This window comes from Isoptericola sp. NPDC057653, from assembly GCF_042799955.1.
GTDB lineage: Bacteria > Actinomycetota > Actinomycetes > Actinomycetales > Cellulomonadaceae > Isoptericola.
On sequence record NZ_JBHVHP010000001.1, the window covers coordinates 1,352,478 to 1,378,622 of the forward strand.

Genomic DNA, 26,145 nt, shown 5'->3' on the forward strand with positions numbered 1-26,145 from the left:
GCGACGGCCAGCCTAGCGACCGGCTCCCGCGACCTGAACCCCGGAGCGCCGCCCGTCGGCCGGGCCGCTCACCCCGCGGCGACCAGGTGCGACACGTAGAGGGCCAGGGCGCCGGCGAACGAGACCGCGCCCACGACGAGCGCGAGCCGCTGCAGGCCGCGGTTCCCGGTTCCGGAGCGGAGCCGCACCACCGCCCACACGACCGCCGCGGCGGCCACGAGCGGCACGACGAACACGGCGAGCGACGCCACCGCGAGCACCACGAGCCACACGTCCGCGGCGGGGGTGCGCGGGGCCTGCGCCGCGGCGGGCCCGCCGCCCGGGCCGGAGGCGGCCGGCGTCGACGCGGCGGCGATGTCGTCCACCGGGCCGAGCTCGTCCAGCACCCTGCGGGCGCCGGCGTCGTCGGCCCCGTGCAGGGCCAGGGCCTCGGCGGCGTGCTCGCGCACGGCGGCGAGCGTCTCGGCGCGCTCGCGCGGGTCGCTCGAGGCGAGGGCGCGCTCGAGGTCGGCGAGGTACGCCTCGACCAGAGGCGGGAACGCGGGGGCGGCGGTCATCGTGGCTCCAGGGTCGTGCGGACGTCGGTGGTGAACCGGGACCAGGTGGCGGTGAACGTCTCGAGCGCCGCCCGGCCCTCGGTCGTGAGCTCGTAGTACCGGCGCGGCGGGCCCACCGGCGACGCGACCTGCGTCGTCGTGACCCAGCCCTGCTGGCGCAGGCGGGAGAGCAGCGGGTACAGCGTGCCCTCGCTGGTCAGCAGGGTGCTCGCGTCGCCGAGGCGCTCGGCGAGCTCGAGCCCGTACGCAGGCCCCGAGCGCAGGCAGGCCAGGACGCAGTACTCCACGACTCCCTTGCGGAGCTGGGTGAGGACGGCGTCGGGCGTCGGTACCATGCCACACAAGGTACCAGGTCCCTTGTGATGCAAGATAGCGGGCCGACGAGAGCCCCGGACGGCAGGCCGTCCGGGGCTCTCGTCAGGTCAGGCGCCCGCGTCGTCGGCGACGGCCAGCGCGAGCTCGCAGAACATGGAGTCGGCCCAGGAGAACCACGGCCGGGAGAACGTCGTCGGGTCCGACGGGTCGAAGCCCTCGTGCACGTGTCCGGTGCCGCCGTCGGTGTCGGCGACGAGCTGCAGCAGGCGCGCCCGGTCCGCGGGGGTGCCCGTCAGACCCTCGACGGCGAGCGCGATGGGCCACACGCGGCCGGGCCCGGTGTGCGGGCTGCCGACGCCGGCCGCCACGGTGCCGGAGAACCAGTACGGGTTCGCCGGGCCGAGCACGAAGGCGCGGGTGGCGCGCCAGACGTCGTGGTCCAGGACGTCGGGTGCGACGAGCGGGAGCGACAGCAGGGACGGGGTGTTCGCGTCGTCCATGCACAGCACGCCGCCGAGGCCGTCCACCTCGTACGCGTAGACGCGCGCGCCGGCGGCGCCGCCCGGGGCGGGGACCACGCCGTGCGCCGCGACGCCGTCGACCAGCTCGCCCGAGAGGGCGCGGGCGTCGGCGGCCAGCGCCGCGTCGGCCCAGACCTCCTCGGCGATCTCGGCCACCGCGCGCAGGGCCTGCGCGGCGAACAGGTTCGCCGGCACGTTGTAGCCGTAGGTGCACGCGTCGTCGGACGGGCGGAAGGCGCTCCACGTCATGCCGGTGAACGCGACCGGCGTCCCGCGGCCGTCGCGCGCGAGCGTCTCGGTCGGGATCGTGGTCTCGCGGCTGAAGCGGTACGGGGACGTGTCGTGGCGCTGCTCCGCGCGCAGCTGGTCGACGACGGTCCGCAGCACCCGGTGGGCGCGCTCGTCGAAGACCTCCGCGCTGCCCGTCTCCCGCCACAGGCGGTGCGCCAGCGTCACCGGGTAGGCGAGGCTGTCGACCTCGTACTTCTGCTCCCACACGTGCGGGTCGTCGCACACGTCGTCGGGGTCGTAGTGCGCGCCCGTCGGGCCGTCGTTGAACGCGTTCGCGTACGGGTCGTGGTCCAGGCAGGCGAGCTGCCGGCGCACGACGCCCGCCACGAGGGCGGCCAGCGGCGGGCAGTCCGCGAGGAACCGCAGGTACGGCGTGAGCTGGGTGGTGGAGTCGCGCAGCCACATCGCGGGGATGTCGCCGGTGATGACGAAGACGCTGCCGTCCGCGCCCACCGTCAGCGTGTCGGTGAGCGTGCGGCGCAGCGCGGCGAGCACCATCGCGCCGACGCGCTCGCCCGACGTGGCGCGCACCCGCTCGGCGGCCGCGCGCAGCGTCGCCTCGATCTCCGGGTGGAGGGGCGTCGCGCCGGTGGTCGTGGTGGTCGTGATCAGCGGTCCCACGGGGTGGTGTCCTCCAGGTCGGTGACGCGCACGGTGGCGGCGCCGGCGGGCTCGTCGAGGTCGGGGGTGCACCACGCGCCGACGGTCACGGGCAGGGCGACCGGCTCGCCGGTCGCCCAGGAGCCGAGCGCGTCGAGGCCGAGGTCGAACGTCAGGGACGTCGTGGCGCCGGCCGCGACCGTGGCGCGCTGCACGCCCAGGAGCGTACGGCGTCGGGGCCGGATCCCGCGCTCGTGCCGGCGGCCGTAGAGCGGCACCGACAGGTCGACGGCGACGGGCCCGGAGTTCGTCACCTCGACCGTCAGCGCGGCAGTGGCGCCGGCGGCGAGGTCGTCCGCGCGGACGGTCGCGGCGGGGGAGCGCAGGGTCGTCGTGACGCCCGGCGCGTGCGCGGCCCCGAACGGCAGCCCCCGCACCACGGGGTGGCCGAGGTAGCCGCGGGCGGTCTCGAGGCGCTCGTCGTGCGCCACGGGCACGACGCCGTCGGCCACGGGGAACGTGGCCGGGAGCCGGCCGGAGGCCGCGCCGGCGAGGAGGGCGTCGGCGATCGCGGCGCCCCCCGTCGGGCCGGGGAACGGGACCACGAGGAGGGCGTCGACGAGCCCCGCGAGCTCGGTGAGCACCCGCGGGCGCCCGTCCACGACGACGCCGACGACGGGCCGGCCCGCCGCCCGCGCGGCGCGCGCGACGTCGAGCTGGGCCTGCGGCAGCGCGACCGAGGAGAGGTCCACGCCCTCGCCGTTCGTCGTGTCCGTGGCGGGACCCTCGACGGCGCCGTTGTCGGCGAACTCGTCGTCGTAGCTGCGGCGGCTGGTGCCGCCGAGCACGACCACGGCGACGTCCGCGTCCGCGCACGCGGCGCGGACGGCGTCGAGCGCGCCGTCGTCGAGCGGGCCGCGCAGCCGGCTGCCGGCGGCGTGCCGCACCCGGTCCGCGCCGAGCCGGTCGGCGAGCGCCGAGAGCACGGTGGACGACCCCGGGTCCTGGGGCGGGCGCGGCGGGGTGTAGTCGCCGAGCTGGGCGTCGAGGTCGTCGGCGTTGGGGCCGACGACGGCGACCGTCGCGCCGGCGCGCAGCGGCAGCACGCCGTGGTCGTGCACGAGGACCACGGCCTGCCGCGCCGCCCTCGCGACGAGCGCGACGACGTCGCGCGCGGGGCCGGGCGCGGCGGGCGCGGCGGGCGCGCCGCCGAGCAGCCCGAGCCGGTGCTTGAGGGCGAGGACGCGGTCGACGGCACGGTCGAGCACCGCCTCGGCGACGAGCCCGCGGTCCAGCGCCTCCTCGACGTGCGTGAACGCCTCGTCCCAGAGGCTGAGGTCGACGCCCGCCTGCAGCGCGAGCGCGGCGGCCGAGGCGGGGTCGGGGGAGCTGTCGCGCAGCCGGTCGATCGCCGTGCCGTCGGCCATGACGAGGCCCCGCCAGCCCCACCGGTCGCGGACGGTGCCGGTGAGCAGCTCCTCGTTGGCGCTGCACGGCACGCCGTCGACGTCGTTGTACGCGGCCATGTAGCCGGCGACGCCCGCCCGGGCGGCGGCGTGCGCCGGGCGCAGGTGCAGCTCGCCGAGCTCGCGACGCCCGATCGGGGCGCCGGAGCCGTTGCGCCCGCCGATGCCCGCCCCCTGGCCGGCGAGGTGCTTGGCGACGACCGCGACGTGGCCGCCGTCGATCGGGTCGTCGCAGGACGTCGTGCCCTGCATCCCGCGGACCGTCGCCTCGACGAGCGCCGCGGCGAGGGCCGGGTCCTCCGAGAAGCACTCCTCCGCGCGGCCCCAGCGGGGGTCGCGCAGCACGTCCAGCCCGGACACGAGCGCCACGTGCGTGCCGCGGGCGCGCGCCTCGGCGGCCACGACGGCGGCGAGCTCCTGCGCCAGCCCCGCGTCCATGCCGGCACCCAGGGCGAGGTTGACCGGCAGCGTCGTGCCGCCGAGCGCCATGAGGCCGTGCGGGGCCTCCTCCACGAACAGCACGGGCAGCCCGTCGCCGTACCGGGTGACGTGCTCCTGGACCGCGGCGTACGCCTCGGCGCTGCCCTCCGGCGGCACGCCGTTCTCCCAGCGCACGGCGGACCACGGGTCCGCGCGCAGCACGCCGTACAGGGCGCCGAGGCCGCCCCACCGGTCGACCTCGGCGCGCAGGACGTCGGTGACGCGCGGCGCCCCGCCCGACCACCGCACCGCCTCCCAGCCCTTGAGGCGCTGGTTGACCTGGCCGATGCGGGTGCGCAGGGGCAGCGACGCCGCGGTGACGGGGGAGGGGAGGGTCATCCCTTGACCGCCCCCGACAGCAGCGCGCGCTGCATCTGGCGCTGCAGCACCGTGTAGACGAGGTAGACGGGCAGCAGCGTGAACAGCGTGCCCGCCATGAGGACGCCGTAGTCGGTGCCGGCGTCCACCTTGAGGGTCGGCAGGGCGACCTGGATGGTGCGCTGCGCGGTGTCCGGCCCGATGAGGATCAGGGGGTACAGGTAGGCGTTCCAGAACGCGAGGAAGTTGAGCAGCAGGACGGTCGCGATGCCGGGGATGCAGATCGGCAGGTAGACCTGGCGCAGCACCTGCAGCGAGGTCGCGCCGTCCATGGAGGCGGCCTCCTCGAGCTCGCGCGGGATGGTGCGCATGAAGGACGTCAGGATGACGATCGACAGCGGCAGCGCCGTCGCGGGAAGCAGCAGCACGATGAAGGTGCGCGTGTGGAACAGCCCCATGGCGGCGGCGAGCAGGAAGGTCGGGAACAGCGCCGCGAACGACGGGATGAGGAAGCCGAGGGCGAAGACGCCCTCGACGACCTTGCCGGCGCGCCCCCGGGCGCGGGCGAGCGCGAACGACGCCGGCAGCGCCAGCACCAGCGTGAGCACCAGGGCGCCGACGGTCGTGAGCACCGAGTTGGCGATCGCGAGGCCGAGGTCGGCCTGGTGGACGGCGGTCGTGAAGTTCGAGAGGTCCCAGCTGGTGGGCAGCGCGAGGGGCGACTCGAAGATCTGCTCGTTGTCCTTGAACGACGAGACGATGAAGTAGTAGAAGGGCACGAGGAGCAGGGCGGCGTAGATCCACGCGAGCGTGCCGCTCGTGATCGAGCCGATGCGGTCCCGCACCCGAAGGGCGGCGGTCTGCCGGGCCATGACGGTTCTCCTAGGGCGAGGTCGGGGATCAGTGGGTGGCGCGCAGCACGCGGCGGATGGCGCCCATGCCGACCAGGCCGATCACGAAGAGGATGACGCCGACGGCCTGGCTGTAGCCGAGGTCGGCCTCGACGAACGCCTTCTGGTAGATGAGGTAGGCGAGGGTCGTCGTCGAGGTGCCGGGGCCGCCCTGCGTCAGCAGCAGCACGTTCTGCGCGGAGTTGAACAGCATCGACAGGAACTGCAGCATCGTCACGACGCCGATGAAGTCCCGCGCGATCGGCCAGTACATACGCCAGGCGACGCGCCAGTCGCCGGCGCCGTCGATGCGCGCGGCCTGCACGATCTCGGTGTCCACGCCGTCGAGCCGGGAGGCGATGAGCACGGCGGAGTAGCCGATGCCGCTCCACAGCTCGACGGCGATGATCGCGCCGAGCGCGGTGCTCGGGTCGGCGAGCCAGGCCGTGCCGTCGAACCCGAGCGGGCGCAGCACGCCGTTGACGAGGCCGTCCGGGTTGAGCATGGCGTAGAAGACCATGGCGGTGGCGGGCGCGGAGATGAGCGCCGGGATGAAGAGCAGGTAGCGCAGCACGCGGTGCCCGCGCGGCTTCTGCACCACGTAGAACGCGAGCAGGAACGCGAGCACGATCATGATCGGCAGCCCGATGACGATCTGCACGGCCGAGTTGCGCACGGCCGCCCAGAACGTGGGGTCGGCGAAGACGGCGCTGAAGTTGCCGAGGCCGGCGAACGTCGGCGTGGCGAGCATGCCCGGCCAGGAGAGGAACGCGATGACGAACATCGCGACCACGGGGCCGATCATGAAGACCGCGTACCAGACGAGGGCGGGCAGGGCGAGGCCGGGGAAGCGTTCGCGCAGCGGGGCGCGGCGACGCGTCCCGGCGGGGGAGCCGGGGGCGGTGGCGCGGGTGGCGGACGGGGAGCCGGCGGCGACGAGCGTGGTCATGGGAGTCCTTTCGTGGCGCCGGCGGTCAGGCCGCCTGGTAGGCCTTCTCGAACGTGTCGACGATCTGCTCGGCGGACGCGGTGCCGTAGGCCATCGCGGTCGCCTTGACCATCGGTTCGAAGACGGCGTCGGGGATGAGCAGGTCGGGCAGCATGACGGGCGTGACGTCGTCGTCCGTGAGCCGGGAGGCCTGCGCGACCAGCGGGAAGTCCTTGCTGACGGTGTCCGTGACCCGGTTCATGTCGCGCCCGGAGCCGAGGATGAAGTCGTCGACGACCTCGTCGGAGTACAGGTACTGGACGAACGGCTTGATGAGGTCGAGCTTCTTCGCCCCGTTCTCGCTGATCCAGATGCCGTGCCCGTTGTAGCTCTTGATGACGCTGGGGCGGGTCAGCACGCCGCCGGACGACGGCATCGGCCAGCCGCCGACGGTGACCTCCTTCGCCCGCTCGCCGGGGACGAGCGCGAGCGCGGAGGACATCGCGGGCACGATGGCGGCCTTGCGGGTGTTGAACTGGGTCAGCTCGGAGTCCGACGTGTAGCCCTGCACGTCGTCGACGAAGACGCCCGCGTCGCGCAGCTGGACGAAGTGCTCGACGCCCTTGAGGGCCCCGGCGCTCTCGGAGAGCTTGCCGGAGGAGAAGACGGCGCGCGCCTCGTCCGCGGTGAGGAAGCCCTGCAGGATCTGCAGGAACATCTTCTGGCCGCTCCAGTCCGAGCCGCCCACGGTGACCGGGCCGATGTCCTTGGACCGCAGGGCGTCGGCGGCGGCGATGAGCTCGTCCGAGGTGGTCGGGATGTCGACGCCGGCCTCCTCGAGCAGGCCGGTGTTGAACGACACCGGCCAGTTGGTGCGCGTGAACGGGAACGCGCGCAGCCGGCCCTGCGGGTCGGTCCACTCGGTGAGCGCCTCCGGGAAGATCTTGTCCCGCAGGCCCCAGTCGTCGAGCAGGTCGGTCACCGGGATGGTGGCGCCGAGCCGCGTCCACGACAGGGTGCGTCCCATCATGTTGACGATCGCGACGTCGGCCGCCTTGCCGGCCAGCGTGCTCGTCTCGAAGACGATGGGCAGGTCCGAGCCGTTCTTGAGCTGCGCGACGGTGCGCCCGGTGCTGCGCTGGTAGGCGGCGACGACGTCCGCGAACACCTGGGCCCCGGCGACGGCGCCGCTGAGCTGGGTGTGCACGGAGATCGACCGCGGCCCGCTCCCCGCAGGGGAGAGGGCGCCGCAGCCTGCGAGCAGCGGGGTCAGCACCCCGCCGCCGATGGCCGCCTTCAGCACGGTGCGCCTGCTGACGCCGTGGGTCACTGGTCCTCCCTGAGAGCTACGGTGCGTCGTTCGAGGAGCGGAGAACGTCCTCCGCCACCGCCTTCTTGTAAAGCGGTACACATCAAGTGGCGTGCAACGTATACCGCTTTACAGAGCATGGTCAACCCCCTACTCTCGGACGCACCATGACTGCTACGAGCCCGAAACGCGTGACGATCGCCGACGTCGCCAAGCACGCCGGCGTCTCGCCCTCGGCGGTGTCCCACGCCTTCAACGGTCGCCCCAACGTCTCCGAGGCCACGGCGGCCCGGATCCGGGCCGCGGCCGACGAGCTGAACTGGCGCCCGAACTATGCCAGCCGCAAGGTCTCCGGCCAGGGCGGCCGCAGCCTGGGGCTCGTCATCGCCCGCTCCCGCGAGACCTTCGGCCGGGACCCGTTCTTCATGCGGCTGCTCGCCGGCCTCACCGAGCCGCTCGCCGACATCGGCTGGTCGCTGTCGCTCACCCTCGTCCACGCCGACGAGGAGGAGCAGGTCTACCGCCAGTGGTGGGGCGAGCAGCGCGTCGACGCGTTCCTGCTGGTCGACGTGCGCAACGACGACCCGCGCCTCGCGCTCGTCGAGCAGCTGGGCGCCCCGGCGGCCCTGCTGGGCGCCCCCGTGGGCGACGTCGTGCCCGCCGTCACCGTCCAGGACGACACCGCCGTCGCGACCGTCCTCGGGCACCTCGCCGACCTCGGCCACCGCCGCGTCGCGCGCGTCACCGACGCGCCCGGCCTCGCGCACACCCGGGCCCGCGACCGGCGCTTCGCCCGCGCCGCCGGCGAGCTCGGCGTCGACGCCTCGTTCGCCGCGTGGGACCCGGCGGCGGGCGACCCGGTGGCCGACCTGCTCGGCCGGCTCGGCGACGTGACCGCCGTGGTCGTCGACAGCGAGACCGTCGCGGCCGAGATCGTCGCGCACGCGCCCGAGGTCGGCGTCCAGGTGCCCGCGCAGCTGTCCGTCGTCGCCTGGGAGGACTCGTGGGTCTCGACGCTCGTGCGCCCCCGCCTCACCGCCCTCGACGCCCCCGTGGAGGAGAGCGCGCGCACCGCCGTCGCCCTCCTCGAGCAGCTCGTGCGCGGCGAGGAGGTCACCTCCCGGAGCGTCAGCGGGCGGCGGCTGGTCGTGCGCGAGTCCACGGCGCCGGCGCCCCGATAGCCCGCGGCAGCACCCGCCCGCAGCACCTGTCCGCAGCACCGCACCACCGCACCGAGACAAGCGAGGAAGCCCTGTGACTTCGACCGCGCCGCGCTTCGGCGTCAACTACACCCCGTCCCGCGACTGGATGTTCCAGTGGATGGCCGTCGACCCCGACGTCGTCCGCGCGGACTTCGAGGCGATCGTCGGCCTCGGCGTGGACCACGTCCGCGTCTTCCCCCTGTGGCCCGTGCTGCAGCCCAACCGCACCCTGATCCGCCGCCGCGCCCTCGACGACATCGCCCTCGTCACCGACGTCGCCGCCGAGTTCGGGCTCGACGTCGCGGTCGACGTCGTCCAGGGGCACATGTCGGGCTTCGACTTCGTGCCCGCGTGGCTCGTGAACTGGCACGACGGCAACATGTTCGCCGACCAGGGCGCCGTCGACGCGCAGGCGGCCCTCGTCGCCGCCGTGTACGACGCGGTGCGCGACCGCCCCAACTTCCTGGGCCTGACGCTCGGCAACGAGCTCAACCAGTTCCTGGAGCCGAACCCCGCCGCCATGCCCGCCACCGCGGAGCAGGTGACGCACTGGATGACGTCGCTGCTCGAGGCGCCGCGCGACCGCGACCCGCGCCACGTCGTCGTGCACAGCGAGAACGACCACCTCTGGTACTGGGACGACCACTCGTTCCTGCCCGAGCACGCCTCGCGGCTCGGCGACATGACCACCGTGCACTCGTGGATCTTCAACGGCACGGCCGCGCGCTACGGCGCGCTGTCGCCGCAGTCCGTGCGGCACGCGGAGTGGATGATCGAGCTGTCGAAGGCGTTCGCGACCGACCCGGGCCGCCAGGTGTGGCTGCAGGAGGTGGGCGCCCCCTCGATGAACCTCGCCGAGGCCGAGATGCCGGAGTTCTGCACCCGCACCCTCGAGGCGGCCCTCACGACCGAGGACCTGTACGCCGTCACCTGGTGGTGCTCGCACGACGTGACCCGCGACCTCGCGGACTACAAGGACCTCGAGTACTCGCTCGGCCTGCTCGACACCGAGAACCGGGTCAAGCCGCTCGGCCGCCGCTTCGCCGAGGTCGTCGCGGAGGCCCGCCGCGGCGCGCTGCCCCTCGCGCAGGAGCGCACCGTGGGCGTCGTCGTCGACGTCGACGGCGCGGACCTGCCGCTGTCGCGGCCGTCGCTCGGGCCCGGCGGCGCCGTGTTCGAGCTCTGGCACGACCTGCGCGAGCGGGGCGCGGCCGTCGCCGTCGTGACCAGCGCGACCGCCGCCGACCCCGCGGCCCTCGCCGCGCGGGGGATCACCGAGCTGGCGCGCGCCGAGGTGCGCCCGGCCTGACGCCCGCACGCCTGTGGCCCGCCCCCTCGCGGAGGGGGCGGGCCGCACGCGTCGGAGGCTCAGCTCGCCGCGGCGCGCACCAGCCCGGTGAACCGCTCCTCGAACGCGGGCGTCCAGGCGAGCACGGCGAACGCGGTGGTCCAGAAGTCGCCGTCGTCGAGGTGCGCCGCCGGGTCGAAGCCGACCGTGGCGTACCGGGTGCCGAACTTGGCCGCGGGCTGCATGAACACCACCATCTTCCCGGCGTCGTTCGCGAAGCCCGGCATGCCGTAGTACGTCTTGGGCACGAGGCCGGGGGCCACCTCGGTGACGACCCGGTACATGCCCTCGGCGATGTCCCGGTCGGTGCCCTCCAGCGGCTCGATCGCCGCGCGGACCGCCTCCTCGCCCGCGGCGCGGTTCTTGCCCGCCTTCTCCTGCTCGCGCAGCTCCTTGGCGCGCTGCTTGACGGCGGCGCGCTCGTCGGCGCTGAGCCCCTGGGACGTGGTCATGGCGTTCCTCCCGGCTGGTGGTGCGGCACCGTGCCGCGCCGCTGGGACCAGGCTAGGGAGCCGACCCGGGCCCGCGCTTCTTCGTTCCTGACCAGGTGCGGACCCCCGCCCGCGGACGACGAACGCCCCGCCGCCTCGGGGGCGGCGGGGCGTCGTGCGGCGGGCCGGCGTCGGCGACCGGCCCGCACCGGGGTGTCAGGTGCCCGGTGTCAGAGGGCGTCGGACCCCGGTGCCAGGTGCGGCAGCACGTGCGCTGCGTACCGCTCGCCGACGGTGCGGGCGGTGGCCCGGGGGTCGTCGGCCCAGACCTGCTCGTTGAAGATCTCGGTCTCGACGTCGCCGGTGTACCCGGCCTCGGCGACCCAGCGGGAGATCGTCGGGAAGTCGACGTACCCGTCGCCCACGTGCCCGCGCGAGTTGAGCGGGTCGGCGGCCAGCGGCAGGCTCCAGTCGCACACCTGGTAGCCGGCGATGCGGCCCTCGGCCCCGGCCCGCGCGATCGACTCCCGCAGCCGGGGGTCCCACCACACGTGGTACGTGTCGACCACCACCCCCACGGTCTCGGGGGCGAACGGCGCGGCGAGGTCGAGCGCCTGGCCGAGGGTGGAGACCACCGCGCGGTCGGCGGCGAACATCGGGTGCAGCGCCTCGAGCACGATGCGCACGTCGTGCTCGGCCGCGAACGGCGCGAGCTCGGCGAGCCGGTCGGCCACGCGCGACCGGGCGGCGACGACGTCCCGGTCGCCCGGGCCGGCGTCGGGGCGGGGCCCCTGGCCGGGCACGCTGAGGGCGGGCAGCCCGCCCACGACGAAGACGAGCTCGCGGGTGCCGACGCCCGCGGTCTCCTCGATGGCGCGCTTGTTGTCGTCGAGCGCGGCCGTGATCCCGGCGTCGTCGGCGGCGGTGAGGAAGCCGCCCCGGCACAGGGACGACACGCGCAGGCCGGCGTCGGTGACGATCCGCGCCGCCTTGTCGGCGCCGTGCTCCTGCACCTGGTGGCGCCACAGGCCCACGGCCCCGAGGCCGGCCGCCGCGGCCGCGTCGACCGCCTCGGCGAGGGTCGCGTGCTTGACCGTGGCGGTGTTGAGCGAGCAGCGGCTCAGGTCGGGGGCGGTCATGCGGTGACCCCGTTCGTGACGAGCAGCGCGTCCAGGCGGCGGGCGGCCAGCGCCGGGTCGAGGAGCATGCCGCAGCCGTCGGCCAGGCGCGCCAGCTCCACGAGGTGCGCCAGCGAGCGGCCCGACTGCAGGCCGCCGACCAGCTGGAAGCCCGGCTGGAAGCCGTTCAGCCAGGACAGGAACGCCACGCCGGTCTTGTAGTAGTAGGTCGGCGCCGCGAAGATGTGCCGCCCCAGCTTCTCGGTCGACGCGAGGATCGCGTGCCCGCGGGCCGCGCCGTCCGGGTCGCCCGCGGCACCGGCGTCGAACGCCTGCAGCGCGGTGGACGCGGCCGGGTAGATCGCCGCGAAGATGCCGAGCAGGGCGTCGGAGTGCCCCTGCTCGTCGCCCGCGATCAGCTCCGGGTAGTTGAAGTCGTCGCCGGTGTAGAGGCGCACGGGCGAGCCGTCGAGGGCGGCCAGCGCGCGGCGCAGCCCGACCTCGTGCTGCGCGTCGAGCAGCGACACCTTGACCCCGTCGACGGTGTCCTGGTGGGCCGTGATGAGGTCGAGGAACGTCCGCGTCGCGGACTCGACGTCGTCGGACCCCCAGTAGCCCGCGAGGGCAGGGTCGAACATGGTGCCCAGCCAGTGCAGCACGACCGGGCGGTCGGCCTCCGCGAGGACGGCGTCGTAGACGCGGGCGTAGTCCTCGGGGGAGCGGGCCACCTTCGCCAGGGCGCGCGACGCCATGACGATGACCTGCGCGCCGGCCTCCTGCACCACCCGCACCTGCTCGCGGTAGGCGTCGGTGACGGCGGCCAGGCCGGCCTCGCCGGGCTCGACCGACGCCGGGTCGAGCTGGTCGGTGCCCGCGCCGCACGCGATGCGCGCGCCGACGGACGCCGCCTCGGCCGACGACCGGCGCACCAGCTCCTGCGTCGCGGCCCAGTCCAGGCCCATGCCGCGCTGCGCGGTGTCCATGGCGTCGGCGACGCCGAGGCCGTGCTCCCAGATGCGGTGCCGGTAGGCGAGCGTCGCGTCCCAGTCGACGACGGCGGGCGCGCCCGGCACGTTCTCCGCGCCGACCTGCGGCACGACGTGCGCCGCGGCGAACGCGAGGCGCGAGGAGATCGTCCCGACGGGCTTCGTCCACGGGCCCGGCGCGTGCAGCTCGCGCACCTCGGTGCCGGTGGCGCGCCCCGCGGCGTCGAACCGGGGGAGGCGCACGGTGACGCCGCTGGGCGTCAGCTCCGGCGCGAGCGTCGGGTCGAGGGTCGGGGCCGTCACAGTGAGATCTCCGGGACGTCGAGGCGGCGGCCCTCGGCCGACGACCGCAGGCCCAGCTCCGCGAGCTGGACGCCGCGCGCGGCGGACAGCAGGTCGAAGCGGTGCGGGCGGCCGGCGACGACGTCGCGCAGGAACTCCTCCCACTGCAGCTTGAAGCCGTTGTCGAGGTCGGCGTTCGCGGGCACCTCGAGCCACTGGTCGCGGAACGGCTCGGTGACGGGCAGGTCCGGGTTCCACACGGGCTTGGGGGTGTGCGCGCGCTGCTGGGCCACGCACTTGCGCAGGCCGGCGACGGCGGAGCCGTGCGTGCCGTCCACCTGGAACTCCACGAGCTCGTCGCGGTAGACCCGCACGGCCCAGGAGGAGTTGATCTGCGCGACCACCGGGTCGCCGCCGGGCGTCTCGATCTCGAAGATGCCGTACGCGGCGTCGTCGGCGGTGGCGGCGTACTCCTTGCCCTGCTCGTCCCAGCGGGTCGGGATGTGGGTGGTGGTCTGCGCGTTGACGGTCTTGACCGGGCCGAGGATGCCCTCGAGGACGTAGTTCCAGTGGCAGAACATGTCCGTGGTCATGCCGCCGCCGTCCTCCTTGCGGTAGTTCCACGACGGGCGCTGCGCGGCCTGGTGGTCGCCCTCGAACACCCAGTAGCCGAACTCGCCGCGCAGCGACAGGATGCGGCCGAAGAAGCCCTCGTCGACGAGGCGGCGCAGCTTGACCAGGCCGGGCAGGTACAGCTTGTCGTGCACGACGCCGGCGGTGACGCCGGTCTCCTCGCGAAGGCGGGCGAGCTCGACGGCCTCGGCGAGCGTCTCGGCGGTCGGCTTCTCGGTGTAGACGTGCTTGCCGGCCTGCATCGCCTTGGTGAGGGTCTTGGCGCGCAGGGAGGTCATGGACGCGTCGAAGACGATGTCCGTGGCGGGGTCGGCGATGATCCCGTCGAGGTCCGTCGTGTACTCGTCCACGCCGTGCAGGGCGGCCAGCTCGGCGAGCCTGGACTCGTTGCGGCCCACCAGCACGGGCTCCACCTGGACGCGCGAGCCGTCGGCCAGCTCGACGCCGCCCTGCTCGCGGATCGGCAGGATCGAGCGCACGAGGTGCTGGCGGTAGCCCATGCGGCCCGTGACGCCGTTCATCGCGATGCGCAGGGTGCGCGTGGGTGTGCTCACTCAGGACTCCTTCGTCGTCGGCGCGGCGGCGCCGGGGTGGTGCACGGACCCTATGCCGGACGGCAGAGGAATGCGCTTTCCCGACCACGGTAAGGTGTGTCCGGCGAGCGCGTCAAGGCGTCCCGCCCGGACGGACCAGGAGGAGCACGTGGGACGAGCGAGGCTGCAGGACGTCGCGGACCGCGCGGGGGTCTCCCTCGCCACGGCGTCGCGGGTGCTCAACGGGTCGGCGCGGCAGCCGGGCGCGGAGCTGGTCGCCCGGGTGCAGGCGGCCGCCTCCGAGCTGGGGTACGTGGTGAACGCGCAGGCCCAGGCGCTGGCGCGGGCCCGCTCGGGCCTGCTCGGGCTCGTGGTGCAGGACATCTCCGACCCCTACTTCTCCTCGATCGCCGCCGGGGCGCAGAACGCCGCCCGCGACCGCGGCCGGCTCGTGCTGCTCGCCTCGACGGGGCGCGACCCCGAGGCCGAGCGTGAGGCCGTCGCCGCGTTCGCCGCGCACCGCGTGGACGCCGTCGTCGTCGCCGGCACGCGCTGGACGCCCGACGAGGACGCCGCCCTCGCCGCCGAGCTCGACGCGTTCGTCGCCGCCGGCGGCCGCTCCGTGATCGTGGGCCAGCCCGTGGGCGACGGGTCGGTCGTGCGCCCGCCGAACGCCGCCGGGGCGCGCGCCCTCGCGGAGGCGCTGCTCGCCCAGGGGCAGCGGCGCTTCGTGGTGCTCGGCGGGCCCGCCCGTGTCGTGACGTCGCGCGAGCGCACCGACGCGTTCACCGCCGCCGCGCGCGCCGGGGGCGGCACCGTCGCCGAGGTGCTCACCGCCGAGTTCTCCCGCGACGGCGGCTACGCGGCCGGCGACGACGTCGCCGAGCTGGTCCGCGACGAGCCCGGCGGCGGCGAGCCGCTGTGCGTCTTCGCCGTCACCGACGTCATGGCGATCGGCCTCATCGCCCGGCTCCGCGAGCTCGGCGTCGAGGTGCCGCGCGACGTCCGCGTCGCCGGGTTCGACGACGTCCCCACCCTGCGCGACCACGTGCCCGCCCTGTCCACCGTGCGCATCCCGCTGGAGGACATGGGCAGCCTCGCGGTGCGCGCCGCCGTCGACGACGCCGTCGGCGGCGCCGTCACCGACGTCGGCTTCGAGGTGCGGCTGCGCGACTCGACGCGCTGATCGACCCGCGGCCTTCCGAAATTCCGTGGCGTGGCGTCGGTACGGTGCCCGCATGCATCCCGGACGGCCGCTGCTGCCGCGCTCGACCCCGTCGGCGGAGGGCGTGCCCGCCCGCGCCGTGATCAAGCTGCTCGACCGGCTCGAGGCGGCGTCGGTCGAGTGCCACTCGCTGATGGTCGTGCGGCACGGCCGCGTCGTCGCCGAGGGCTGGTGGGCCCCGTACACGGCGGACCGGCCGCACCTGCTGTACTCGCTGACCAAGTCGTTCACCGCCGTCGCGGTGGGGCTCGCGGTGGCCGACGGGCTGCTCTCCCTCGACGACCGGGTGGTCGACGTGCTGCCCGAGAGCGCCCCGGCCGACGCCCCCGCGGACGTCCTCGCGCAGGGGCGCCGTCTCACCGTCCACCACCTGCTGTCGATGACCACCGGCCACCGCACCGACAGCCTCACGGCGGCGTGGGAGCTCGAGCCGGGGGACCTGACAAGGGGCTTCCTGCGGGTGCCTTTCACCGCCGCCGAGGGCACGGCGCACGGGTACGACAACGCCACCACCTACGTCCTGGCCCGCATGGTGGAGCGGGTCACCGGGCAGGGCCTCCCCGAGCTGCTCGACGAGCGGGTCTTCTTCCCGATGGGCATCCGCCACGCCGAGTGGGACCGCGTGGCGAGCGGCGCATCCTTCGGCTTCCACGGCCTCCACCTCACGACCGAGGCGGTGGCCGCGTTCGGCGAGCTGCTGCGGCAAGGCGGGCGGTGGGGCGACCGGCAGCTCGTGCCGCGCGAGTGGGTCGAGACCGCCACGGCGTGGCACGTCCCCACGGTGCAGGTCGAGGGCTGGTCGGAGAACCCCGACGTGCTGCGCGGGTACGGGTACCAGTTCTGGAGGTCGCGGCACGGGTTCCGGGGGGAGGGCTCGTTCGGGCAGAGCTGCGTCGTCGTGCCGTCCCACGACCTCGTGGTCGCCGTGACGGCCGCGCTGTCCGGCGGCGGCGAGACGCTGCTCGGGCCGCTCTGGGAGTGCCTCCTGCCCGGGCTGGACGACCTCGCGATGGACGGCGGCGGCGACCCGGCCGCCGACGCGGCCCTCGCCGAGCGGCTGCGGGGGCTCGCCCTGGCCCCCCTGACGGGGTCCGCCGGCGCGCGAGAGAGGGTGACCGCGACCGTCGACGCGTCCGCCGACGGCTCCGCGCTGGCGGACGGGACGGTCGTGACCGTCGAACCGGACGACGACGGCTGGCTCCTGCGCCTCGGTCCGGGCCTCGACGTCGAGGCCGGGCGCGCGGGGTGGCGGGAGAGCGCGCCGCTCGGGCGTCCCGTCGTCGCGCGCGGCGCCTGGCAGGGCAGCGTGTTCGTCGCCGACGTCGTCGTGATCACGACGCCGCACCGGGTGCGCGTGGCGGTCGACGCCGACGGGGGCACGGCCGCCGCGACGTGGAACCTCGTGCCCCTGACCGGCCCCGACCTGGCGCGGCACGTGACCGAGCCGCTGATGACGCGACCCGACGTCGCGTAGGCCGCGGCCGTCGCGAGGTCAGCCCCGGGCGAGCGTCAGTCCCAGCCCGCGGTGGGCGCGCTCGACCGTGGCGGCGTACGCGGACAGCATCCGCACGTGGCTGAACCGGGGGCGTGCGGTGACCAGCGCCGCGGTCAGCGCGTCGCGGCGGGCGGCGGCCTCGAGCCAGGCGGCCGCGATCTCCGCCGGGTCGAAGCCGGTCACCAGGCCGATGCCGTCCACGATCCGCTCGCTGTCGCCCACGGGCGTCGTCACGGGGACCGCGCCGCACATCGCGCCCTCGATGAGGCACAGCGGGGCGGCCTCGCCGAACGCGGACGTGAGCGCCACGACGTCCGACGCGGCGAGCACCCGCTCCATGTCGTGCCGCACGCCCAGCAGGTGCACGCGCGCGAGGAGGTCGGGCCGGTCGGCGAAGGCCAGCACGAGGTCGGCGCCCAGGTCCGGGTTCGTGGGGCTCATCCCGGCGCCGCACAGCACCACGTGCACGCCGGCGTCGCGGCCGAGCAGCTCGCGGGCCGCCGCCAGGAACAGGCCCGGGTTCTTCATCGCGTCGTAGCGGGCCGCGTACGTGACGACCACGCCGTCCGCGGGGAGCCGGTGCGCGCCGCGCAGCGCCAGGCGGCGTGCCGCCGGCACGGGGCGGAAGCGGGTGAGGTCGACGCCGTTCGGGATGATGCGCAGCAGGTGCGCGGGGACGCCCGCGGCCTCGTAGGCGGCGCGGGTCGACTCCGCGCAGCACACGACCGCGGCGAGCCGCCCGTCGTCGGCCGCGCGCAGCAGGTGGCCGAGCCCGGAGCCCTGGTTCTGCGGGTCGGACCGGTGCAGGCACGCGACCACCGGGCGGTCGGGCAGCAGGTCGCGCCGGGAGAGGAGCCGCAGCGGCTGCTCCTTCAGCGACAGCACGACGTCGGTGTCGCGCAGCGCGCGGGCGAGGACCTCGGCCTCCGCGTCGGAGACGGCCTCCGGGTCGTGCGGCACCTCCGTGGACCGGCCGAGCGACGTCACCCGCACGCCGGCGGCCGTGAGCTGCCGGTAGCGGGGGTCGTCGACCATGCGCTGCCGCGCCCCCTCGCGCCGCACGTCGTCGTGGATGCTCAGCACGGCGTGCCGCTGGCGGCCCTGGCCGTGCAGGCCGGCCACCACCGACGAGTGCAGCACGCGCGCGCCGCCGCTGAAGAACCCCTCGTAGAGGGAGAGGACTCGAAGAGCCCCGCGATCGGTCGTCTGCTCAGCCATAGAGACCACCTCCTGCGCCCCAGCGTGACCGCCGATCATGTGCTGCGGATGACCGCCGTGTGACGTTCGCATGACACTTCGCGGGCCCGATGTCGGCGTTCGGTGGCACGGTGGACCCATGGTCGGCGAGCACCTGCCCACGACGGTCGCGCTGCTGCGCGGCATCAACGTGGGCGGCCGGCACGCCGTCGCGATGCCCGACCTCGCCGCGTGCCTCGCGGACGCCGGACTCGGCGCCGCGCGGACCGTGCAGCAGAGCGGCAACGTGCTGCTCGCGGCGGACCCGGCGAGCGGCCCCGACCTGGAGGGCACGATCGAGGCGGCGCTCGCGGACCGGTTCGGCTTCGCCGTCCCGACGCTGGTCCGCTCGCGCGACGAGCTGGCCGCCACCGTCGCCGCCGCGCCGCCGGACCACGGCTCGGACGCGCTGCGCAGCGAGGTCTTCTTCCTCAAGGCGCCGCTCACCGCGCGCGAGGTGCTCGACGCGATGCCCGAGCTGCGCGACGGCGTCGACGCCGTGGCGACCGGCCCGGGGGCGGTCTACTTCTCCCGGGTCGCGGCGCAGGCCCGGCGGACGCGCATCCAGCGGCTCATGGGCATGCCCGTGTTCCGGCAGATGACCGTGCGCTCCTGGCGGACCACCACCCGGCTCCTGGCGCTGCTCGACGAGCCGCTGCCCGGCGCCTAGCGCCGGTCCGGTGACGCGCCGACCGGGTGCGCCCGGTCGATCGCGCGAGACGGTCCTTCCCGGGCTGCCCGGAGATCCCTAGGATCGCGGCCGCGGCACGACGACGTGCCCGGGGTGGCGACAGGAAGAGGGACGACGATGGCGTACGAAGCCGGCGGTGGCGAACGCGAGGTCCTCGACAGGAGGTCGCGCGGGTCGGGCGACGGCGTGACACCGGCCTTCGCCGCGGCGCTGGCGATCAGCGCGATCGCGGTGCTCTACCTCCTGCCGGTCGCCCTGGTGGGCGCGGCCGCGACCGGGCTCGCCGGGTGGAGCCGCCCCTGGGTCGTCGCGGGGTCCGTCGTCATCGTCGCGTGGGCGCTGCTCCGCTGGGCGTCCTTCGGGTTCCCGGTCTGACGCCCCGGCGGGGTGGCGTCAGTCGAGGCAGAACTCGTTGCCCTCGACGTCCTGCATGGTGATGCAGGACTCCTCCTCGCCGTCGGCGAGCTGCGTCCACAGGTGGACGGCGCCCAGCGGCTCGAGGCGCGCCTGCTCGGCCCGCAGGGCGGCGAGGCGCTCGTCGCCCACCAGGCCGGTGCCCACGCGCACGTCCAGGTGCACGCGGTTCTTGACGACCTTGCCCTCGGGGACGCGCTGGAAGTACAGGCGCGGGCCCACGCCCGTCGGGTCGACCGCGACCGAGGTGACGCCGTCGGGCATCTCGTACCCCAGCACCTCGCACCAGAAGCGGGCGACGCGCTCCGGGTCCGCGCAGTCGAAGGTGACCTGGAACTTCCGCACCGTTGCCATGCGCCCACCGTAGGCGTCGACCCGGTCGCCGCCGAAGGAATTCAGCGGGCAAGGAATTCAGCGGGCCAGGAGGGCGCGGATGTCGCGCTCGGCCTGCGCGGGCGCCACGGGGCGGCAGCCCAGCTCCACCCAGCGGCGCACGAGGGCGGGCTCCGCGCGCATCAGGCCCCAGCCGCGCCGCACGAGGGTCGGCACCGGCTTGCGCGACTCGGCGACGTCGCGCAGGAAGCGGAACCAGAACGTCATCACGCGCGGCCGGGCGAGGCAGATCGCGTCGGCGAGGATGCCCTCGCGCCGGCAGGCCGCGACCAGCTCGGCCGCGAAGATCCCCTCGGCGACGACGACGCGGGCGTCGCCCGCCTCGAGGACGGTCCCGCCGGTGCGGCGCGACGTCGGGATGTCGTAGACCGGCACCTCGGTGCGGCCCGTGCGGACGACGTCGCGGAGCGCGTCGAGCGCGGCCTCGGAGTCCCAGCTGCGCGGGTCGTCCCAGTCGACGATCCCGTACCGCATCGGCATCCCCGGGTGGTCGACGTCGCGGTAGAAGTCGTCGAGGTTGACCACCGGGAGGCCGAGCCGCCGCGTGAGGGCCGTCTTGCCCGACCCCGACGGCCCGGTGAGCAGCACGATCCGCCGGGCGGGCCGGCGCGCGCCCGGTGGGACCTCGAAGAGGGCGTCGGACGTCGGGGGCTCGCGGTCGGTCACGGGACACCATTGTGGCGGACATCCGTGCCGGGATCCTGGCCGGGACGGGCACCGCGCCGACGACCGGTGATGCCGCGGGCGTCGCCCCGCCGTGAACTCGATCGGCGGCGAGGGGAGATACAGGGGGACAGGCACGCCGGCACCGATGGAGGCTGTGATGAGGAGACCATGTCCGCGACGAGGAGGGTCACCGTGGCAGCGATGACCCAGATCCCTCCGCCCGCGGCCGGGGACGCCGCGATCGTCGTCGCGTCGATCGACGAACCGGAGCACTTCGCGGCCCTCTACGGCCGGTACTCGCGGCAGCTCTACCGGTACGCGTACCGGCGGGTGGGCCCCGAGCATGCCGAGGACGTCGTGGCCGACACGTTCGTCGCCGCCTTCCGCCGGCGCGAGTCGTACGACCTGACCCGGCCCGACGCGCGGCCCTGGCTGTTCGGGATCGCGACCAAGGAGATCGCGCGCTGGCACCGGGCAGAGGCCGCCCGCCTCCGGGCGCTCGCACGGTCCGGGGTGACCCCCGCCGACGACGGGATGGCCGACGCCGTGGCGGACGCGGTCAGCGCGCGGGCGGCGGCCCCCGTGCTGGCGGAGGCGCTCGCCGCACTCTCCACGGGCGACCGCGACGTGCTGCTGCTCGCCGCCTGGGGCGACCTCACCTACGAGCAGATCGCCGGGACGCTCGAGCTCAAGATCGGCACGGTGCGCTCACGCCTGCACCGCGCCCGCCGCACGGTGCGCGCGACGCTGCGCGCCCGCGGCTGGAACGAGGAGGACTGATGGACGAGATGACCATGCTCCGGCAGACGGGCACGCTGCTCGACCCGCCGACCGCCGAGCCCCCGACCGCTCTGCGCCGCCGTGTCCTGGACGAGCTCGCGGCGGAGGACCGGACGGCACCCGTCACGCCGTCGACGGCCGGACCGCCCCGGGCGTCGCGCCTGGTCGGCGGCAACGGGCGCCGACCGGCCGGCCGCCGCGGGCCGGATGCCCGGCGGCCCGGGCGCCGGGTCGGTCGGCGCGTGGCGCTCGCGGCGGGGATCGCGGCCGTCACGGCGGGGGCGATCGCGATCGTGCCCACGGTCGGCGACGAACCGGTCGCGAGCGCCGAGGCGGTGGAGATCCTCGAGTCGGCGGCCGCGAAGGCCGCGGAGGAGACGCCGTGGGACCCGCGCCCGGACCAGCTCGTCTACTCGCGGGGCATCCAACGGGCCACCGAGGAGGGCGAGGGGCCGGACGGCGACTACGTGCTGGCGGTGGTGACCCGGACCAGGGAGTCCTGGAAGTCCGTCGATGCCGAGCACGCGGGCCTCGTCCGGGGAGTGACGGAGCCGGGTCAGGACCCGTGGAACCCCGAGGGTGGCCCGTGGGAGTCGCCGCTGGAGCCCTGCGACGGGACGTGGGACGCCTGCGCGGACATCCCGGCGTTCCCGCCCGGCATGCCGACCGACGGTGACGCCGACACCATGCTCGCGTTCCTTCGCGACACCGTCGAGCCGTACGAGGAGACGGAGGGCCGCCCGGCGGACCACCCGGACCAGGCCGTGTTCGACGAGATCGTCGGGCTGCTCGAGGACGGCGGGATGCCACCGGAGATCGTGGTCGGGCTGCTCGGCGCCGTCGCGCAGATCCCCGGGGTCACCGGGTCGGGGGAGACGACGGACGTCGCGGGACGCACCGGGGTCGGGGTGGGGCTGACGAGCGCCGGCGGTGCTCGCACCGACATCATCATCGATCCGGAGACGGACGAGGTCCTGGGGACACGTTCCGACCACCCCGGCGCGCCCGAGCCGTCCGGATGGGCCCTGCTGGAGTCCGGGGTGGTCGACGCCGTGGGCGACACGCCCTGAGCTCAGCCGGCGACCAGGAGGACGTGCAGGGTCCGCGGGCCGTGCACGCCCTCCACGCGGTCCAGCTCGATGTCCGACGTCGCGCTGGGCCCGGAGATCCAGGTGAGCGGCCGGTCGGGGTGCGCGCCGAGCAGGCGCACGGCCTCGGGCACGGTCTGCACCGCCTGGTCCGCCCGCACCACGCACAGGTGCACGTCGGGCACGAGCGAGATCGCGCGCCGCCCCTGGTCGGGCTCGCCGTCGAGCACGATCGTGCCCGTCTCCGAGATCGCCACCCGGGCGGCCGTGACGACCGCGGCGACGGCGTCCAGGTCCGTCGCGGCCAGCGGGTGCTCCCGGGAGTCGCGCACGACCTCCGTGCCCGCCGGCAGCGCCGCCAGCCACGCGTCGTCCAGCCCGTCCGGCGCCACGACCCGCGGCGCGCCGTCAGGTCCGGACAGCCCGGCGACCAGGGTGGCGACGGTGGCGGGGAGGTCCGCGGCGGTGACCTCGTGGACGTGGGCCTTGTAGTCCACGAGCCGGTCGACGAGCTGCTCGAGCACCTCGGCCGAGCCGACGGCGTGCTCCCCGGCGGCGCGGTAGGCGCGCGGCACGGGCTCCGGCCGGGGCGCGGTGCCGACCTTTCCGGCCGGCGTCGTGCCCGTCCCGGGCTGGCCCAGCGCCGCCCGCACGCGGGCGAGCACCTCGGTCCTCGCGTCGCTCATCGCTCCTCCTCGCGCTCCGGCGTGGCCTGCTCGGCCGACTGCTGCGTCGGGTCGTGCTCCGCCCACCACTGGCGGAACGTCTGCCGCGGCGGGGCGGGCAGGTCGCGCGACCTGGTCCACGCGGACGCGGGCGGCGGCGCCACGGAGACGGCGTGGTCGCGGCCGCCGAGGCCGCTGCCCAGCGTGGCGGCGCGGCCGGCGCGGGCGAACCGGTCGCCGTCGGCCATGACCCACGACGCGGCCTTCATGGCCGTGCGCCACGGGTCGACGGCGCGCGCCGAGCGGTCGGCGTCGACCTCGCGGGCGCGCAGGTCGACGAGGATCGACGGGATGTCGATCTTCACCGGGCACACCTCGTAGCAGGCGCCGCACAGCGACGACGCGTACGGCAGGGAGGCGTTCGGGTCGTGGTGCCCGGACACCCCGCCGGTCGCCGCCGTGAGCTGCGGGGTGAGGATGGCGCCGATCGGCCCGGGGTACACCGAGCCGTAGGCGTGGCCGCCCACCCGCTCGTAGACGGGGCACACGTTGAGGCACGCGGAGCAGCGGATGCAGTGCAGGGCGGAGCGGCCCACCTCGTCGGCGAGCACGTCGGTGCGGCCGTTGTCGAGCAGCACCAGGTGGAACTCCTGCGGCCCGTCCCCGGGCGTGACGCCCGTCCACAGCGACGTGTACGGGTTCATCCGCTCGCCGGTCGAGGAGCGGGGGAGCAGCTGCAGGAACACCTCGAGGTCGTCGAACGTGGGCACCAGCTTCTCGATCCCCATGACCGTCACCAGCGTCTCGGGCAGCGTGAGGCACATGCGCCCGTTGCCCTCGGACTCGACGACGGCGAGCGTGCCCGTGTCCGCGACGGCGAAGTTGGCGCCGCTCACGGCGACCTTGGCGGAGAGGAACTTGCGCCGCAGGTGCGCGCGGGCCGCCATCGCGAGCTCGCGCGGCACGTCCGAGAGGTCGGGCGGCGCGTCGCCCATGCGGGCGAGGAAGATGTCGCGGATCTCCGAGCGGTTGCGGTGGATCGCGGGGACCAGGATGTGCGACGGCATGTCGTCGGCGAGCTGGACGATGAGCTCGGCCAGGTCGGTCTCGATCGCGGCGATGCCCTCGTCGGCGAGCGCCTCGTTGAGGCCGATCTCCTGGGTGGCCATGGACTTGACCTTGACCACCTCGTCGGCGCCCTTGGCCTTCGCGATGTCGGCGACGATCCGGTTGGCCTCGGCCGCGTCGCGCGCCCAGTGCACGACGCCGCCGCGCGCGACGACGTTCTCCTCCAGCGTGGCCAGCAGCTCGGGGAGCTGCGCCATCACCTGCTGCTTGAGCGCCGAGCCGGCGTCGCGCAGGGCCTCCCAGTCCGGCACCTCGCCGACGACGGCGGCCCGCTTGGCGCGGATCACCTGCGTCGCGTGGCCGAGGTTGCGGCGCAGCTGGTCGTTCGCGAGCGTCTGCTTCGCCGCGGCGGGGAAGTCCTGGCCCCAGCGCAGCGGCTCCTTCGGGTGGGGGACGGGGCCGAACGGCTCCTCCGCCTCGGTGGGGCGGCGCCGCGGCCGGGGCAGCCCGAGGAACGTCTCGCTCATCGCGCGGCCCCCGTCCGCTCCGTCCGCCCCGGGCGCGTGAACGTCGTGTCGGGCAGGGGGGTGGGCTCCTCGCGCGTCGAGGCGAGCACCTCCGCCAGGTGCAGCGCCCGGACGCCGGTGCCCTGCCGGGAGAGCCCGCCGCCGATGTGCATGAGGCACGACATGTCGCCCGCGGTGAGCACCTCGGCGCCCGTGCCGCGCACGTGGGCGGTCTTGTCGGCGAGCATGGCGGCCGACGTGTCCGCGTTCTTCAGCGCGAACGTGCCGCCGAACCCGCAGCAGGTGTCCGCGGCGGGCAGCTCCACGAGGTCGATCCCCGCCACGGCCCGCAGCAGCTGCAGCGGCTTGTCGCCCACGTGCAGCATGCGCAGCGAGTGGCAGGTGGGGTGGTAGGTGACGCGGTGCGGGAACCAGGCGCCGACGTCGGTGACGCCGAGCACGTCGACCAGCAGCTCCGACAGCTCGTACGTCTTCGCCGAGACCGCCTCGGCCGTCGCGGCGAGGTCGTCGAGGCCGGCGCGGCGGCAGACCATCGCCTGCTGGTGGCGCACCGACCCGGTGCACGACCCGGACGGGATGACGACGGCGTCCCACTCGCCGTCCGCCACCGGCGCGAACGTCTCCACGTGGTTGCGGATCACCGGGACCGCCTCGCGGAAGTAGCCGGTGTTGACGTGCATCTGCCCGCAGCACGCCTGGTCGGCGGGGAACACGACCTCGTGGCCGAGCCGCTCCAGCAGGCGCACGGTCGCGCTCGGGGCTCCGGGGAACAGGGTGTCGGCGAGACAGGTGGCGGCGAGGGCGATGCGCATACGACTCCTCGGAACTCCTTCGGCGCCGCTGCGGTGCGGCGGTCGGTCCGGCGAACGGCCTGCATGGTCAGCATGGCCCGGGCGGTGCGACGACGCACGGAGGCCGGCGCCGAGCGGCCACTGTAGCCGATGTGGTCTGACCATTGCGTCGGGGGTCGTTACGCTGAGCCCGTGCGCACCCACGAACGAGTCCTCGCCTACCTCGAGGAAGGCATCGCCGCCGGCCGCTGGGGCCTCGGCGAGCGGCTGCCCGGCGAGCGGGCGCTCGCCGAGGACCTCGGCGTCTCCCGGCCGTCCGTGCGCGAGGCGATCCGGGTCCTCGACGCGCTCGGCATCGTCCGGCCCGGGGTCGGCTCCGGGCCGAACGCCGGCGCCGTCGTCATCGACCGCCCCGCGGCCGGCCTGGGCGCCGCCGTCCGCCTGCACGTGGCCACCGGCACGCTGCCGGTGCGGGACGTCGTGGCCACGCGCGTGCTGCTCGAGTCGTGGGCCGTGGCGCAGGCCGCGGAGCGGGTGATCGACCACGCGCCCGGCGCCGCCGCCCATCTGGAGGAGGCGCGCCGGCTCCTGGCGCGGATGGAGGACGACGACGTCCCCGCCGCCGAGTTCCTCGAGCTCGACCAGGCCTTCCACCTCGAGTTCGTGCGCCTCGCGGGCAACGTGCTCGTCGAGGCCGTGATGACCGGGCTGCGCGGCGCGATCGGCGGCTACGTCGCGGTCGGCATCGAGCGCCTGCCGTCCTGGCCGCGCACCGCCGCCCGGCTGCGCACCGAGCACCGCGCCGTGCTCGACGCCGTCGCGGCGGGCGACGGCGTGGCCGCCTCCGCCGCCGTGAAGGCGCACATCGAGGGCTTCTCCCGCGAGGCCGGCGTCTGAC

Annotated in this window: 26 protein-coding genes; 9 read left to right on the forward strand and 17 right to left on the reverse strand. The window is 75.2% G+C overall.

Going from position 1 to position 26,145, the window contains the following annotated elements:
• Positions 1–68: 68 nt before the first annotated feature.
• From ACFU9A_RS06095 to ACFU9A_RS06125, 7 genes are all read right to left on the reverse strand, one after another.
• Positions 69–557, reverse strand: coding sequence for an HAAS signaling domain-containing protein (locus ACFU9A_RS06095; protein ID WP_430574362.1), 489 nt, complete (start codon positions 555–557; stop codon positions 69–71).
• The gene (locus tag ACFU9A_RS06100; RefSeq protein WP_430574363.1) at positions 554–892 is read right to left on the reverse strand and encodes a PadR family transcriptional regulator; all 339 of its coding nucleotides are present in this window, start codon (positions 890–892) and stop codon (positions 554–556) included. Before ACFU9A_RS06100 ends, ACFU9A_RS06095 begins: the two co-directional genes overlap by 4 nt.
• Before the next feature lie 87 nt (positions 893–979).
• On the reverse strand, positions 980–2,305 hold the full coding sequence (locus ACFU9A_RS06105; protein ID WP_430574364.1) for a glycoside hydrolase family 125 protein: 1,326 nt from the start codon (positions 2,303–2,305) through the stop codon (positions 980–982).
• Complete coding sequence (locus ACFU9A_RS06110) at positions 2,293–4,569, reverse strand: glycoside hydrolase family 3 protein (protein ID WP_430574365.1); 2,277 nt, start codon at positions 4,567–4,569, stop codon at positions 2,293–2,295. The genes ACFU9A_RS06105 and ACFU9A_RS06110 overlap by 13 nt, the downstream gene beginning before the upstream one ends.
• A complete protein-coding gene (locus ACFU9A_RS06115) occupies positions 4,566–5,420 on the reverse strand; it encodes a carbohydrate ABC transporter permease (RefSeq protein ID WP_430574366.1) in 855 nt (284 codons plus the stop codon). Before ACFU9A_RS06115 ends, ACFU9A_RS06110 begins: the two co-directional genes overlap by 4 nt.
• Positions 5,421–5,448: 28 nt before the next feature.
• A complete protein-coding gene (locus ACFU9A_RS06120; RefSeq protein ID WP_430574367.1) occupies positions 5,449–6,387 on the reverse strand; it encodes a carbohydrate ABC transporter permease in 939 nt (312 codons plus the stop codon).
• Positions 6,388–6,412: 25 nt separating this feature from the next.
• Entirely contained in the window at positions 6,413–7,696 is a 1,284-nt protein-coding gene (locus tag ACFU9A_RS06125) for an ABC transporter substrate-binding protein (protein WP_430574368.1), read from the reverse strand.
• Between the two features lie 170 nt (positions 7,697–7,866).
• Here ACFU9A_RS06125 and ACFU9A_RS06130 point away from each other — a divergent pair, with 170 nt between their 5' ends.
• Together ACFU9A_RS06130 and ACFU9A_RS06135 are read left to right on the forward strand one after the other, a co-directional pair.
• Positions 7,867–8,856, forward strand: a complete 990-nt coding sequence (locus tag ACFU9A_RS06130) for a LacI family DNA-binding transcriptional regulator (protein ID WP_430574369.1) — start codon at positions 7,867–7,869, stop codon at positions 8,854–8,856.
• A 73-nt stretch (positions 8,857–8,929) separates the two neighbouring features.
• Positions 8,930–10,186 carry a glycosyl hydrolase gene (locus ACFU9A_RS06135; protein WP_430574370.1) on the forward strand — a complete coding sequence of 419 codons (1,257 nt, stop codon included), beginning with the start codon at positions 8,930–8,932 and terminating at the stop codon, positions 10,184–10,186.
• Positions 10,187–10,245: 59 nt separating this feature from the next.
• Here ACFU9A_RS06135 and ACFU9A_RS06140 read toward each other — a convergent pair whose 3' ends face one another.
• From ACFU9A_RS06140 to ACFU9A_RS06155, 4 genes are all read right to left on the reverse strand, one after another.
• Entirely contained in the window at positions 10,246–10,677 is a 432-nt protein-coding gene (locus ACFU9A_RS06140; protein ID WP_430574371.1) for a hypothetical protein, read from the reverse strand.
• Positions 10,678–10,886: 209 nt separating this feature from the next.
• On the reverse strand, positions 10,887–11,795 hold the full coding sequence (locus tag ACFU9A_RS06145) for a sugar phosphate isomerase/epimerase family protein (protein WP_430574372.1): 909 nt from the start codon (positions 11,793–11,795) through the stop codon (positions 10,887–10,889).
• A complete protein-coding gene (locus ACFU9A_RS06150) occupies positions 11,792–13,003 on the reverse strand; it encodes a dihydrodipicolinate synthase family protein (protein ID WP_430575347.1) in 1,212 nt (403 codons plus the stop codon). The genes ACFU9A_RS06145 and ACFU9A_RS06150 overlap by 4 nt, the downstream gene beginning before the upstream one ends.
• A 56-nt stretch (positions 13,004–13,059) precedes the next feature.
• On the reverse strand, positions 13,060–14,196 hold the full coding sequence (locus ACFU9A_RS06155) for a Gfo/Idh/MocA family protein (protein WP_430575348.1): 1,137 nt from the start codon (positions 14,194–14,196) through the stop codon (positions 13,060–13,062).
• Between the two features lie 181 nt (positions 14,197–14,377).
• Here ACFU9A_RS06155 and ACFU9A_RS06160 point away from each other — a divergent pair, with 181 nt between their 5' ends.
• Positions 14,378–15,394 (forward strand): LacI family DNA-binding transcriptional regulator, encoded by a 1,017-nt coding sequence (locus ACFU9A_RS06160; protein WP_430574373.1) that lies wholly within the window; start codon positions 14,378–14,380, stop codon positions 15,392–15,394.
• 52 nt (positions 15,395–15,446) lie between these two features.
• Entirely contained in the window at positions 15,447–16,907 is a 1,461-nt protein-coding gene (locus tag ACFU9A_RS06165) for a serine hydrolase domain-containing protein (RefSeq protein ID WP_430574374.1), read from the forward strand.
• 18 nt (positions 16,908–16,925) lie between these two features.
• On the opposite strand, the gene ACFU9A_RS06170 is transcribed toward ACFU9A_RS06165, so the two are convergent.
• Positions 16,926–18,146, reverse strand: a complete 1,221-nt coding sequence (locus tag ACFU9A_RS06170; protein WP_430574375.1) for a glycosyltransferase — start codon at positions 18,144–18,146, stop codon at positions 16,926–16,928.
• A 118-nt stretch (positions 18,147–18,264) separates the two neighbouring features.
• Here ACFU9A_RS06170 and ACFU9A_RS06175 point away from each other — a divergent pair, with 118 nt between their 5' ends.
• Positions 18,265–18,834, forward strand: coding sequence for a DUF1697 domain-containing protein (locus tag ACFU9A_RS06175; RefSeq protein ID WP_430574376.1), 570 nt, complete (start codon positions 18,265–18,267; stop codon positions 18,832–18,834).
• A gap of 138 nt (positions 18,835–18,972) precedes the next feature.
• Entirely contained in the window at positions 18,973–19,230 is a 258-nt protein-coding gene (locus ACFU9A_RS06180; RefSeq protein ID WP_430574377.1) for a hypothetical protein, read from the forward strand.
• Positions 19,231–19,248: 18 nt separating this feature from the next.
• On the opposite strand, the gene ACFU9A_RS06185 is transcribed toward ACFU9A_RS06180, so the two are convergent.
• Positions 19,249–19,623 carry a VOC family protein gene (locus ACFU9A_RS06185; protein WP_430574378.1) on the reverse strand — a complete coding sequence of 125 codons (375 nt, stop codon included), beginning with the start codon at positions 19,621–19,623 and terminating at the stop codon, positions 19,249–19,251.
• A gap of 57 nt (positions 19,624–19,680) precedes the next feature.
• On the reverse strand, positions 19,681–20,328 hold the full coding sequence (locus ACFU9A_RS06190; RefSeq protein WP_430574379.1) for a uridine kinase: 648 nt from the start codon (positions 20,326–20,328) through the stop codon (positions 19,681–19,683).
• A 201-nt stretch (positions 20,329–20,529) separates the two neighbouring features.
• Here ACFU9A_RS06190 and ACFU9A_RS06195 point away from each other — a divergent pair, with 201 nt between their 5' ends.
• Complete coding sequence (locus ACFU9A_RS06195) at positions 20,530–21,108, forward strand: RNA polymerase sigma factor (RefSeq protein ID WP_430574380.1); 579 nt, start codon at positions 20,530–20,532, stop codon at positions 21,106–21,108.
• On the forward strand, positions 21,108–22,178 hold the full coding sequence (locus ACFU9A_RS06200; RefSeq protein ID WP_430574381.1) for a CU044_5270 family protein: 1,071 nt from the start codon (positions 21,108–21,110) through the stop codon (positions 22,176–22,178). The genes ACFU9A_RS06195 and ACFU9A_RS06200 overlap by 1 nt, the downstream gene beginning before the upstream one ends.
• A 2-nt stretch (positions 22,179–22,180) precedes the next feature.
• On the opposite strand, the gene ACFU9A_RS06205 is transcribed toward ACFU9A_RS06200, so the two are convergent.
• From ACFU9A_RS06205 to ACFU9A_RS06215, 3 genes are read right to left on the reverse strand one after another with little or no spacing between them, the layout of a single operon-like run.
• Positions 22,181–22,882, reverse strand: a complete 702-nt coding sequence (locus ACFU9A_RS06205; RefSeq protein ID WP_430574382.1) for a lactate utilization protein C — start codon at positions 22,880–22,882, stop codon at positions 22,181–22,183.
• Entirely contained in the window at positions 22,879–24,456 is a 1,578-nt protein-coding gene (locus ACFU9A_RS06210) for a LutB/LldF family L-lactate oxidation iron-sulfur protein (RefSeq protein WP_430574383.1), read from the reverse strand. Before ACFU9A_RS06210 ends, ACFU9A_RS06205 begins: the two co-directional genes overlap by 4 nt.
• Positions 24,453–25,268: a (Fe-S)-binding protein gene (locus ACFU9A_RS06215; protein WP_430574384.1), complete on the reverse strand. Its 816-nt coding sequence runs from the start codon at positions 25,266–25,268 to the stop codon at positions 24,453–24,455. Before ACFU9A_RS06215 ends, ACFU9A_RS06210 begins: the two co-directional genes overlap by 4 nt.
• A gap of 171 nt (positions 25,269–25,439) precedes the next feature.
• Here ACFU9A_RS06215 and ACFU9A_RS06220 point away from each other — a divergent pair, with 171 nt between their 5' ends.
• Positions 25,440–26,144 carry a FadR/GntR family transcriptional regulator gene (locus tag ACFU9A_RS06220; RefSeq protein ID WP_430574385.1) on the forward strand — a complete coding sequence of 235 codons (705 nt, stop codon included), beginning with the start codon at positions 25,440–25,442 and terminating at the stop codon, positions 26,142–26,144.
• Position 26,145 lies beyond the last annotated feature (1 nt).